The 12,940-nt window shown below is 58.7% G+C and carries 8 protein-coding genes and 1 tRNA gene; 6 read left to right on the top strand and 3 right to left on the bottom strand.

What is annotated here, in order from left to right; all coding sequences use genetic code 11:
• The first annotated feature begins 4 nt into the window (after positions 1-4).
• Genes KD146_RS07640 through KD146_RS07615 form a run of 6 tightly spaced genes read left to right on the top strand, consistent with a single transcriptional unit; the run spans position 5 to position 10,018 of the window.
• The gene (locus KD146_RS07640; protein ID WP_249327611.1) at positions 5-1,039 is read left to right on the top strand and encodes an ABC transporter ATP-binding protein; all 1,035 of its coding nucleotides are present in this window, start codon (positions 5-7) and stop codon (positions 1,037-1,039) included.
• Positions 1,032-2,081 (top strand): ABC transporter ATP-binding protein, encoded by a 1,050-nt coding sequence (locus KD146_RS07635; protein ID WP_212658101.1) that lies wholly within the window; start codon positions 1,032-1,034, stop codon positions 2,079-2,081. Before KD146_RS07640 ends, KD146_RS07635 begins: the two co-directional genes overlap by 8 nt.
• Positions 2,078-3,310: an HAD family hydrolase gene (locus tag KD146_RS07630; RefSeq protein WP_212658100.1), complete on the top strand. Its 1,233-nt coding sequence runs from the start codon at positions 2,078-2,080 to the stop codon at positions 3,308-3,310. Before KD146_RS07635 ends, KD146_RS07630 begins: the two co-directional genes overlap by 4 nt.
• Before the next feature lie 21 nt (positions 3,311-3,331).
• A complete protein-coding gene (locus KD146_RS07625) occupies positions 3,332-5,797 on the top strand; it encodes a hypothetical protein (protein ID WP_212658099.1) in 2,466 nt (821 codons plus the stop codon).
• 4 nt (positions 5,798-5,801) lie between these two features.
• On the top strand, positions 5,802-8,912 hold the full coding sequence (locus KD146_RS07620; RefSeq protein ID WP_249327610.1) for an alpha-mannosidase: 3,111 nt from the start codon (positions 5,802-5,804) through the stop codon (positions 8,910-8,912).
• Positions 8,909-10,018 (top strand): CehA/McbA family metallohydrolase, encoded by a 1,110-nt coding sequence (locus tag KD146_RS07615; RefSeq protein WP_212658098.1) that lies wholly within the window; start codon positions 8,909-8,911, stop codon positions 10,016-10,018. The genes KD146_RS07620 and KD146_RS07615 overlap by 4 nt, the downstream gene beginning before the upstream one ends.
• Positions 10,019-10,314: 296 nt before the next feature.
• Here the strand turns inward: KD146_RS07615 and KD146_RS07610 are convergent, their stop codons facing one another.
• From KD146_RS07610 to KD146_RS07600, 3 genes are all read right to left on the bottom strand, one after another.
• Positions 10,315-10,536, bottom strand: coding sequence for a hypothetical protein (locus KD146_RS07610; RefSeq protein ID WP_212658097.1), 222 nt, complete (start codon positions 10,534-10,536; stop codon positions 10,315-10,317).
• Positions 10,537-11,312: 776 nt separating this feature from the next.
• Positions 11,313-11,388: transfer RNA gene (locus tag KD146_RS07605), tRNA-Thr, on the bottom strand.
• Between the two features lie 102 nt (positions 11,389-11,490).
• A complete protein-coding gene (locus KD146_RS07600) occupies positions 11,491-12,918 on the bottom strand; it encodes a mannose-1-phosphate guanylyltransferase/mannose-6-phosphate isomerase (protein WP_212658096.1) in 1,428 nt (475 codons plus the stop codon).
• Positions 12,919-12,940 lie beyond the last annotated feature (22 nt).

The following is a 12,940-nucleotide window of genomic DNA, read 5'->3' as shown; positions in this document are numbered from 1 at the left end:
TCCTATGACCAAGCAAAACATGCCCGCAGAACGACTGCTCGACGTTGAGAACGTGCAGGTTCATTTTCCCATGCGCGAAGGGCTGGTGAAGGCCGTCGACGGCGTCTCCTACCACGTCAACAAGGGCGAAGTGCTCGGCATCGTTGGCGAAAGCGGGTCCGGCAAGTCCATCACCGCCCGTGCCATCATGCGCCTCTTGCCCAAGCGGGCTGTTGACGCCGGTGGTCGGGTGCAGATGCGCCTGAACACGGGCGAAGATCTTGAACTGTCATCGTTCAAGCGCAATAGCCGCGCCATCCGGCAGGTGCGTGGCAAACATGTTGGCATGATCTTTCAGGAGCCCATGACGGCGCTGTCGCCTGTGCACACCATCGGCGCGCAGATCATGCGCACGGTGCAACTGCATATGGGGCTAAGCCGAGCGGCCGCCCGCGAGCGAGCTATCGATCTCCTGGCAAAGGTGCAGATGCCGCGCCCGACCGAACTGGTCGATGCCTTTCCGCATCAATTGTCGGGTGGCATGCGTCAGCGCGCCATGATTGCGTTGGCCATTTCGTGCAATCCCAGCCTGTTGATTGCCGACGAACCAACGACCGCGCTGGACGTGACCACCGAAGCCCAGATTCTCGAGCTGCTCAAGCAATTGCAGTCCGAACTGGGCATGGCGATCATTTTCATCACCCACAATTTCGGCGTGGTTGCTGATATCGCCGACCGCGTGTCGGTGATGTATCTGGGCCGTATTGTCGAAACGGCGACAGTGGACGACATTTTCTACGCGCCCAAGCATCCCTATACTCAGGCGCTGCTGCGTTCCATTCCACGCCTTGGTGTCAACCAGGGACGGCGGCTCCCCACCATTCCGGGCATGGTGCCCGATCCCTTCAGCGTGCCGAGCGGCTGCTCGTTCAATCCACGCTGTAGCCACGCCATAACCGGCCTGTGCGATACGCAGACGCCGCCCGAAAAGCGTTTTGGCAATCAGATGTCGCGCTGCCATATCGCCGACCAGTTTGCCCAGGAGCCAACCCATGTCTGACGCTCCAATCAATGTACCTGAAATGCCTGATGACGTGCTGATTTCGGTCCGCAATCTCAAGAAATACTTCCCGATCACGGCCGGCTGGCTGAAAAAACAGGTTGGGCAGATCAAGGCGATCGACGATGTATCGCTCGATATCCGCAAGGGCGAGACCTTCGGTCTGGTGGGGGAATCCGGTTCGGGTAAATCCACCGTCGCCCGGTTGATGCTGCGCGCCTATTCGCTGACGGATGGGCAGATCCTGTTCCGCGGTGCTGATGGGTCCGTGACCGACCTGTCGAGCCTGACCGATCGTCAGATGCGCACCATGCGGCGCGAAATGCAGATGATCTTCCAGGATCCATACTCATCGCTCAATCCCCGCATGACGCTGCTCGAGCTGGTGGGTGAACCACTCAAGATCCACGGCGTCGGCACGCCAGCGGAAATTCGCGACCGCGTCTCCGAATTGCTGCAGGTGGTCGGTCTGCGGCCCGAATACATCAACCGCTATCCCCACGCCTTTTCCGGCGGGCAGCGCCAGCGTATCGGTATCGCCCGTGCGTTGGCGCTCAACCCCAGCTTTATTGCTGCAGACGAGGCGGTATCGGCGCTGGACGTGTCTGTTGCTGCCCAGAACATCAATCTCTTGCAGGACCTGCAGGAGAAGTTCGGGCTGACCTATCTGTTCATCACCCATGATCTGGGCATGGTTGAGCACATCTCGGATCGGGTCGGCGTGATGTATCTGGGACGCTTGATGGAGACTGCACCGACCGACAAGCTCTTTGCCAAGCCGCTGCATCCCTATACCGAAGCACTGATGGCCGCTGTGCCGCAGCCCGATCCTCGCGGCAACAGGACGCGCAAGCGTGTCCCTCTGAAGGGCGAGATTGCCAATGCGGCCAATCCGCCGAGCGGTTGCAGCTTCCACCCGCGCTGCCCTTACGCGCAGCCCAAATGCAGCGCCGAAGTCCCCGCGCTCCGCAGCGTTGCCGGTGACCGGCAGGTGCGCTGCCACTTTGCCGAAGAATTATCGCTGATCGGGGTGACCGCATGAGTTCTGGTTTATCGGCGCCCGATGCCGAACTGGCGGGCCGGTATGCGCCGCAGTTGATGCTGGATCGCGCTGAACCCTATCAGCCGGTGGCGTTCGGCTACACGGTGTTTCGCGCACCAGAAGCTTCGCCATCGTCAAAATTCCGCGTTGAACCTGACGGTGCTTTGGCAATCGAATACGCCATCTATTACGACTGGGACATTGGCCATCTCTATGATCTGGAGCATGTCTGGGTGCATGTCGGCCTCGATGGGGCAATTGCCAAGGTCGAGGCATCCTCACATGGCGGCCGATTGATCATGGATGCCGGGGCAGGGCAGGCCGAAATGCTGGACGGTCGTCCGGTGGTGTATGTCGAGGCCGGCAAGCATGCCCATTGGGCCATGGCCCGGCAGATGCCCGTGGTGGATCGCCGGCAACTGTCGGCGCTCTGCGGGGCACTTGCCGGCCTTGAGGGCGTTCACCTCGGTAACCCCTTCGCCAAGAGCGGCCTATATCAGGCCAGTGAGCGCGATCACCGGCTGGCTCGCCTGAAAATGCGCCATGATGCGTTCGTGCCCAGCCATGATTATGTCCCGGTGCAAAGCCGGCCTGAACTGATGTCATGGTCACAATTGGCCGATCTAATCCCCCAACGGATCAAGCAGATCATGGCCGGACTTGCCGCCAGAAATGATCATTTTGGCGCCATTTTTCTCGATTGTGGCGACACGCTGGTCGATGAGCGCAGCGAAGTTAAGACGCCCGGCAGTGATGTAGTACTCAGTGGCGACCTTATTCCCGGCGCCGGCGATATGGTGCGGGCGCTCAAGGCAGCCGGGCACAAGCTGGTCCTTGTAGCCGATGGCCCCAGACAGACCTTCGTCAATCTGCTGAGCCAGCACGATTTGTGGGGCCTGTTCGACGCTCAGGTAATTTCCGAGGATGTCGGGGTCCTCAAGCCCGATGCGCGCATGTTCGACGCTGCGTTGACGGCCGCGGGACTGACACGGGCAGACGCCTGGCGCTGCGTGATGGTCGGCAACAACCTGTCGCGCGATATCAAGGGCGCCAACGCCTTGGGGATCACCTCGATTTTTATGTCATGGTCGACCCTTCGGGCACATACACCCGCTGACCGCGATGAGGTGCCCGATTACAGGGTTACCTCCCCGGCACAATTGCCGGGCCTGATCGATCAACTGGAGCCGCTGCTGCGGTTCCGCGAACCGACCCCATCGTCGGACTGACACCTAGACCAAGGCCCACCCATGTCGACGCCATTGCTGTCCATCGCTCGAGGCGACAGCCTCACTGCTTGGGAACTTTCTCCGGTCGAGGCGCACTATTTCCCCGGCGAGCCGGCGCCCGCAAACGACCCGCAAAACTACAAGTACGTCAACGGCTTCGTCGACGTAGGGGACCTTCCTTGCCGCGTTGCGACCTGGAAAGACGCGGCGAGCCGCGCAGTTGTTTTGCGGACCGACTGGCCGGTCGAGGCGCTGTACCTGCCAGGCAATAACCGACGGGTAGAGTTCAGCCAGTTCCGTCATCGCCCCACCAGGCTCGCGCGTTGGTGCCGTACCCGCATCGCAGCGCCACAAAATCGCTATTACTCATTCCGCTTGCACACGCGCGGCGGGGTGCACATCTGGGTTGACGGCGAGCTGGCAGGACGGTTTGAACCGTTCACCCGCAATACTGACCAGCAGACCGTTGTTCACCTGCCGATCAGGGCAGCTGGTAGCGAAGTCGTTGTCCTGACGGAGGATATGGCCGAGCGCGACACCAACTGGTTCTTCGAACTCGTGCTGCTCGACAACGTCACGCTTGATATCTTCCTGCCCGGCGCCAAGCTGGGCGCTGATATAGAAGCACTCAAGGCATTGTCTAGCCAGGTGAGGACACGCGGCGACGTGGTCGAAGCCACCGACGAGGTCACACTGGTTTTTGATACGCCGGTGGCCATCGCCGTAGACATTCACGCTCGACTGGCGTCCACCTCGCATACCCGCGCTACATTCCTTGATCAGAGCTTTCACTTGCCCGCAGGCGCCACCGAACTGACATTGTGCAAGGGAGGCGACCTTCCTCAGGGCTATCACGATCTGGCGCTGACCTTTACGGCAGGTGACAGTAATGTGGACCGCAGCATTGGCTGCGCAGTCCTGCACGATGTGACGCCCAAAAAACTTGCAGGTGATCTGGCTAGCCGCAAGCAGCAGGCGCTGGAACATGCGGTTCGCTTTGGCGAAATGCGGATGGGCACGGCGGTTGCGCTGCTGGAGACGGGCCGGGTCGACGACCCGCGGATCCGTCCCATTATCGAAGAGACACTGCTGGCCATGGAGGAGCGGCGCGACTGTTCCGACTTCGTCGCGGTGCCGCTGTTATGGGCCTGGATACGACATGGGTCGGCCTTGCCCGGCGATCTTGCGGAGCGGATCTGCCTCACCTTCACTCAATTCCGCTATTGGGTCGACGAGCCCGGCAATGATGCGATGTGGTTCTGGAGCGAGAACCACGCCTTGTGCTTTCATGTTGCACAGCTCCTTGCTGGTCAGAGTTTCCCTGAAGAGGTCTTTGTCACTTCGGGGCGGAAGGGCGCAGAGCAAGCCGCCCTGGCCACGGAACGGTTGAATTTATGGTTCGACGCAGTCGAAGACGATGGCTTGGCCGAGTGGAATTCGGCCGCTTATTATCCGGTCGACTTCATCGGTCTGCTGACGCTTGCTGAGTTAGGTCCCGCGTCAATCGCCGCGCGCGCATCGGCGCTTTGTGACCGCATCTTCACCATGATAGCCCTGCACACCCTCGCCGGGGTCCCGGCAGGGTCAATGGGACGCGCTTACGACAAGGAGTTGCGCGCCGGGCCATTGACGGAGTTGGCGCCGTTTGCGGCCGTCGCGTTCGGGCAGGGCTGGCTCAACAAGGGCGTGGCCTCGCTGCCGTTGTTCGCTGCCAGCCGATATCAGCCGCCCTCGAGCATTGCCACCTACGTAGAGCCTGCGCAGGGGCAAGTTGTCAGTGCGCGCTATTTCCAGGGCTATGGGCCAGCGGCCTTGCTTAACCTCTACAAGACCAGACACATCCAGCTCTCGACCAATAGCGGCGCCAACGCAGGCGGCTATGGCCACCAGCAGCACGTGCTCGATCTGCGCTTTGCCGGCCACCCCATGGCCCGCAGCTGGCTAAACCACCCCGGTGAAGACGATCCGTGGGGGCAGCAGCGCCCGTCTTACTGGGCAGGCAATGGCGCTCTGCCACGTGTCGGGCAGCATGAAAACGTTGCTCTGGTCCACTATCGCCTAGGGCAAGGCGAACGGTTGCAGTTCTCCCATGTGTACGCCGCACGTTCCGGGCTGACCCACGCCCTGTCGGGCAATACGCTAATCCTGCAGGGCGGCGAGGGCCTTGTCGCCTACAAGGCAACCGGGCCGCTTGAGGCGATCGAAGCGGGGCCGGGGCAGGGCATTGAATATCGCTGCCATGGTGCGCAGCATGGCTGGGCCATTATTGTTGCTCAAGGCCAGTCGCTGCAGGCTTTCACCCGCTATGTTGAGCAATGTCAGCTGACCTTTGAAGGAGCCGATGTCCTTGTGCTGCGACGCCCCTCGGCTTCAGAACTGGTGCTTTACTGGCAACAGGGTCTGTTGATCGATCAAGTCGCTCAGACTTTGCCCAATTCCGGCGCTGAGCCAGAAATTGCCGTCACCCAACTTCGTGTTCAGGAATAGTCTGATGCGTATCGAGAAACTCGACCACCTCCTGAGCCGTCTGCAGCAGAAGATTTTCTCCCCCATGGATGTGGCGCTGCCGCTACGGTTCCGGCGCGGTCAGCCCGAAGAGCGGGCGGAGATTGTTACCCAGGATCCGAACGCCTGGGTGCAGGTCGAGCCTTCTCTGGTCTGGGGTGAGCCGGAGAGCTACTTCTGGTTCGCGACGTCGGTCGAACTGCCGGACGCGGCCAAGGATCGCCGTGTCTACCTCAAGGTGGATGCACAGTTCGGCAACACCCGCGGTCGTTCTGATCCCCAATGCCTGGTCCGCGTTAACGGCAAGATCGCCCAGGGCGCCGATGGCAATCACCGCGAACTGCTGCTGACGACAGAGGGTAAACCTGGAGAGCGCTTCGACATCCTGCTCGAAGCCGGCACGATCGAAGACCGGCGCCAGCATGGCATGGCCATGTCATTAATGCTGCACGACCCGCTGGTTGAACAGGTGTTCTACGACCTCAGCGTCCCACTCAATGTGGCGCGGCTGCTTACCGCCGATGACGCGCGGCGACACTTCATCCTCAACACGATTGACGACGCGCTCAAGGCGATTGATTTCCGCCCCGGCGATGCCGCGCGGTTTGCAGCATCCTTGCGGCAGGCCGAACAGTTGGCCAAGGCCATCTATGAGGCCGATGATTTTGAGAACAAGCCGACTGTCACCGTGACCGGCCACACCCATATCGATGTCGCCTGGCTCTGGCGCATTCGCGAAACGCGGCAGAAAATGGCACGCTCCATGGCGACCGCACTGGCGCTGATGGAGCAATATCCCGACTACCAGTTCATGTACAATCAGGGCGTCCTGCTCGACTATCTGTCAGAGGATTATCCCGAGCTGTTCGACCGGCTGCAGGCGCAGGTAGAGGGCGGGCGCTTCGAGATCGAAGGCGCGCTGTGGCTGGAGCCCGACGCCAACATCACCAATGGCGAGTCTTTTGCCCGGCATATCCTGCACGGGGTGGCCTATCACGAGCAGACCTTTGGCGTGACGCCCAGGATCTTCTGGCTTCCCGATACATTCGGCTATTCAGCAGCGCTGCCGCAGATGATGAAACTCTCCGATGTCGATGTTTTTGTCACCCATAAGCTGAGCTGGAATGACACCAACCGCATGCCCAATGAGACGTTCCACTGGGAAGGCATTGATGGCAGCACCGTTGCCGCTTATTTCCTGACGACGCAGCCCTACACGGCCAATGGTTTTGGCACTACCTACTGCCCGGACCTCAAGCCCACCCATGTGATGGGCACGTGGCGGCGCCACAGCCAGCAGGATCTCAACAGCGAACTGTTCCTGGTTTACGGCCATGGGGACGGGGGCGGCGGCCCCACACGCGAAATGCTGGAGAACATCCGGCGTATGGAGAAGGGTATTCCGGGCTGCCCGGCCGTCCGGCACGAACCCATGCGCCCCTATTTCGAGCGCCTGCTCGCCCGCATGAATGCGCATCGCGATGATTTTCCGACCTGGGTGGGCGAACTTTATCTCGAATACCATCGCGGCACACTGACTTCGGTTGCCAAGAACAAGCGCTATAACCGTTTGGCCGAACAGGCCCTGCGCGAACTCGAAGTGCTCGCTGTGCTGGCGGAGCGGAAACTGGACCGGCCATACCCGGCTGCGGAACTGCACGATTTGTGGCGCATCGTTCTGCTCAACCAGTTCCACGATATTCTGCCCGGCACCTCCATCGGCGCCGTGTTCGAGGATAGCGATCGCGACTATGCCCGCTTCTTCAGCCAGGCAGAGGCAATGCGAACCGACCTGACGGCGCGCCTGACCCGACAGGACAAGCATGGCATTTTCAACGTGCTGGGTCGGCCGCGCGACGGGCTGCTTGAGATAGCCGCTGATCAGCCGCAGCTGGTAACCCTAGACGGTCAACAGCGCGCTACGCAGCGCATCTGCCATGCCGATGGCAGCATCAGCCAGGGCGTGCCGGTTCAAGGTCTGGCGCCCACCAGTGTTACTCCGGTCGTGCTCGTGCCGGGCACGGCCGCCGCCGGGCTGACTGACTTGAGGGTGTCGGAACGACATCTGGAAAATGCTCTGATTTCGGTCCGTCTGGACGACAAGGGCCGCATCGTGTCGCTGTTCGACAAGCGTAGTCAGCGTGAGACCATCATCGCTGGCAGCCTCGCTAACCGGCTGCAGGCCTTTCGCGATACCCCGGTCGAATATGACGCCTGGGACATCGATGAGAGCTTTGAGGATCAGATCTGGGAGATCGACAATCTGGTTTCTTCGGAAATCGTCGAGACCGGTCCCTACCGCGCAGCGCTACGTCTTGAATGGCACTATGAAACCTCCCGAATTGTGCAGATCGTGTCGCTGGAAAGCGGCAGCGAACGTCTTGATATTGAAAGTTTCATCGACTGGCATGAACACGACACCCTGATAAAGGCCGCATTCCCACTCGATCTGGTGGCGCGCGAAAGCACCGCCGAAATTCAGTTTGGGCATGTGCGTCGTCCCACCCATCGCAATACATCCTGGGATCAGGCGCGCTTTGAAACCGTGATGCATCGCTGGATGGATATGTCCGAACCTGACTTAGGCGTCGCTTTCTTCAATGACTGCAAATATGGCTATGACGTTCGCGGCAGCACGGTGCGCCTGACCCTGTTGAAGTCACCCACCTATCCCTGGGCCCAGGCCGATCAGGGGGAACACCGCTTTAGCTATGCGCTGTTCGTGCATCACGGCCTGCTGGCTAGCGACATACCGGCCCGAGCCGAGGCCTACAATCTGCCACTCAGGCTTGTCGCCGGTAGCGCTGAGGCTACCAGCAACATGCAGCCACTTGTTCAGGTCGATGGTTCTGGCGTTACACTTGAAGCCATAAAGAAAAGCGAGACTGGCGACGCCATCATCGCCCGTCTATGGGAAACCCATGGCCGGCAGGGCGAGGCAGTTGTTCACCTGCCAATCGGGACGCAATCGGTCGAGATCGTCAATCTGCTCGAGCGCGCGCCTGAGCCTGTGTCCATCGAAAGTGAAACCGTCCGGTTACGCTTGGCGCCGTTTCAGATCGTGACCCTGCGCCTGACCATGGCGGATGCGCCATGATCCCGCCCATTCCAGAAACCTTGCCGCCGCTGGCCAGTCACATCGATGGTGTCTGGCTCAAGGGCGACTGGCACATGCACTCGCGCCACAGCAAGGATTCCTCGAACAATCCTCAAGCCAAGATCATCGGCTTTGCCGAGAAGATGGGATTTGACTATTTGGCGATCACGGATCACGACGTTCATGTGCAGGGCGCCGTCGCGCAGCATACCTGGGCAGATCCCGAATTCAGATCCGACACCGTCCTGCTGTTCTACGGTGCCGAGCTCACCGCCTGCCGCGGGCACATCAATATTCTTTCCGCTGAGCCCTATGATCACCAACGCGTTTTCGATCACCGCGATGACCGTGACTGGAACATCCTCAAGCTCAAGCAGGAGCTGGCAATCCACATGTCGGCGAACCATCCCAGCACCAAGAACCACTACGGCTACTCTTTCGATCTCGCCGACTCTGTGGAGATATGGAACACCAGCGTCTGGCCCAAGAATGTGCCCGGCGTGCGGATCTGGGACGACATGCTGAAGTCAGGGCGGATGCTGGGCGCGCGCGGCGGTAGCGATAGCCATCATGGCGTCCCCGACACCCCTGAACAGATTACCCCGCTGAGCATTGAAGCCACCGGCAATTATGTCGGGACCCCAACCACCTGGGTCTTTGCCAGGTCACGCAGCAAACAGGCGCTGCTCGAGGCTTTGGTTGCAGGGCGGGCTTCAGTCAGCTCCAACCCCTATAATCCGCGTGTCGAACTCTGGGCCGATCATGATGGCGACGGCGTGATGGACATGATGATGGGCGATAACGTCAAACCCACCGGGCGGCCAGTGACGTTTGAAGTGCGGCTGGTTGGCGGCGGCATTTCGGGTGCCTGTTACAAGGTGCGGGTGATCAAAAATCGCGACGATTTCGGTAGCTTCATCACCGACGCCGATACGCGTTCGGTGCAGTTTATCGATACGCCGGCGACCGGAGAACGAAATTACTACCGGGTGGAAATCGAAGGCCCACAGGCCCCATACCCCGAAGTGCCAAACTCCATGGCCCAGAGCCAGAATATGGTCGCCCTCTCAAATCCGCTGTATTTCAACTATGACCCAAGCTTTTAGGCATGCCCATGGCGCATTGAAACTACGTCTTTCATAGGCCTATTGGGGGCACAAGGATGCCCATCGGGCTGGTGTCGGGGCGTTGTGGCGCCGACCAGGAGCAAGCGAATAGGCGTTGTATGGTAATGAGCAGCCAACGAGTGCGGTTTTTGGCAGCAGGTTCAGCGTGTTCGTCTTTGCTCAGATTTGTCGTTGGGCGTTTGGGAGTGACCATTAGCTTTCACAATTTGTGAAAGTGATATCCGCACGGGCGACGGTAAAAATCCTTTGGCAGCAGCGTCAATGCATAATGCTTGTCAGGAGTTTTCGTTAAAGGCCTGTATAAAGCGTGCAACAACCTCTGGGTTGGCATTAGCTGCCTGCTGTGGACGGACAAGGCTGTGCTCGGGCTCAATCATCGTTTGGGACTGTTGCTTGTTTCGTTTGGTGATCGCCAAGATAGCTGCCGTAAACAGAATTGCCGCGGCAGCGACGGTGAGAGTGAGCAGGCTGGCCCAATTTGTGAGTTGATTGTCCATGACGCGAACATATGCCCAACCATCTGGCGATCAACTAAACTTGCAAATTAAGCTTACCATTGCTGGACCACGTTGCGCCGATTTATCTTGGTGTAATGCCGCCCGACCGCATTTCGTGCGAGCAAATTGCATGGATTGCTGGGTTTGAGGGAGCAGCTGACCGACACTCTGCCAAGCTACCCGCACCCTAGTATTTGGCGCCCCGCGTCCTCAGTATTCTTCGGGCTTGCGTTCTCACTTGGCGAACGCGGCGCATGCGCTCAATTCCCGCATTTGGACTGGGCTCGTTGATATCGAGCGATAGAAGCCATTCATCCAAGCGCAACTTGAGATACCTTTGGCCTGCCTTGGACGCTGTTATCGAGATCGGGGCGACGGGGCACACAGAAGCGAAGGTTCCTACTGAGAGACCGCAGTAAGAGGCGGCCATTTGCTGGCTCATAGCCGCCGGCCAACCGGGCAGTTCTGACGGCTCAAATTTGATGGTCACCGCTTGCTCTCCTCTCCATTGATGCCGTCTACGTTCTGTTCGTTGCAGTCAGCCTCTCCCTAGGCTACTGGCGCAAAGGCACGAACTTGATGTCCACGCGCAGCCGCCAAAACAAGGCTATCAGTTGAAATACAGTCATTCACAATAAAGATCGCCAAAGCATGATCTGAGGCCGTGACACTGGATCAGTGCACTATCGGTGAAACTGCCACTTATTCGCGGTGATAGTCGAGCAAATATCACCGCCGGCATGACGGAGACAAGAAAACCATAATGTAGGGACTTGTGGTGCCGACAACAGGGTTCGAACCCGTGACCCCCTGATTACAAATCAGGTGCTCTACCAACTGAGCTATATCGGCACGGGCCGTCGTTTAGCATCGAAGTGCTTGCTCTGCAATGGGGCAGGGCGAGCATTATTGCCCTAAGAATACTTGGCTGTCGTCGATACCGCAGCGATGCGCTCAAACACGACCAAATTCGTCCTCAATGCGAATGATGTCGTCTTCACCCAGGTAGGATCCCGTCTGCACTTCGATCAACTCGAGCTCGATCTTTCCAGGGTTAGCAAGGCGGTGGGTACAGCCAAGTGGTAAGTAGATCGACTGGTTTTCACTTAGTGTTGTCACCACTCCGTCGATTGTCACATCGGCTGTGCCTCGAACCACAATCCAATGTTCTGCACGATGATGATGCTTCTGCAGGCTCAGTTTTTTACCAGGTTTGACGAAGAGCCGTTTAACCTGGAAACGATCGCCCGCCAATATTGAGGAATACCCACCCCAAGGGCGGTATGCTGTCTTATGGATTTCTGTGAGACCTGATGTTTTTTTGTCGGCGCGAAGCACTTTGACCATTGCTCCGACCTTCTGTGCCTCTGACAACTTTCCAACATAGATAGCGTCATTACTTGCTATGACAGCGACATTGTCCAGGCCATCAACAGCCACATGTGCGTGGTCGGTTACAACGAGTGAGTTGGAAACGTCATTCATCGTAACGTTGCCCTGACTTGCATTGTTGTTGGCATCTTTCGAACTGGCTTTCCAAACTGCATCCCAACTTCCCAAGTCAGACCAGCCGAAGTTGACTGGTGTCACCATCGCAAGCTTGGTCTTCTCAAAGATGGCGTAGTCAACCGATATGTTGGGAGCTTGTGAAAAGCTTGCCTCGTCAAGACGTACGAAATCCAGATCAGATTTGGCCGTTGTCACAGAGGCCTCAGCTGCAGAGAAAGTTTCAGGAGCCAGACTTGCGCACTCGCGCATAAAGGCGCCCGCCCCGAGCATGAACATCCCTGAATTCCAGAAGTATCCGCCTTCTGCTAGCATTTGCTGGGCACGCTTTAGGTCAGGCTTCTCGACAAAAGCATCAATTGGTTTCGCGCCGTCACCCGGGGAAGCATTTGCTTTGATATAGCCGTAGCCAGTCTCAGCATGTGTAGGCAGAAGGCCAAATGTGACCAAACTGCCGTTTCGGGCAGCGTGTGCCGCATGCTGAATGGCGTGGCGGTAGCCTTCATCAATGGACACATCATGGTCGGAGGGTAAAACGAGCATGATTGCTTCTGGGCCAAAGCTGGCACTCACAAAGGCCGCTGCCGCGGCAATGGCGACGGCGGTATTGCGTGCGAGCGGCTCGAGAAGTGTAGCGTGCAGTGCCAGTTCGAGTTCTGCGGCCTGTTCCGCTACAATGAATCGGTAGTCTGCATTGGTAATTACCACCGGCGGTGCGTAGACCGACTGGTCGTTGACGCGCTGCAGCGTCTGCTGGAACAAGCTGACGTCGCCGACCAGAGACAGGAACTGTTTTGGGCGTGCAGCTCGAGACATCGGCCAGAGCCGAGTGCCCTGTCCACCCGCCAGAATGACTGGAACGATCAAATCCGACATCAATTAAATCCCCGGCTCAATT

It is taken from the genome of Devosia litorisediminis, assembly GCF_018334155.1.
Taxonomy (GTDB): Bacteria; Pseudomonadota; Alphaproteobacteria; order Rhizobiales; family Devosiaceae; genus Devosia; species Devosia litorisediminis.
This window is presented reverse-complemented; position numbering and strand designations above follow the sequence as displayed.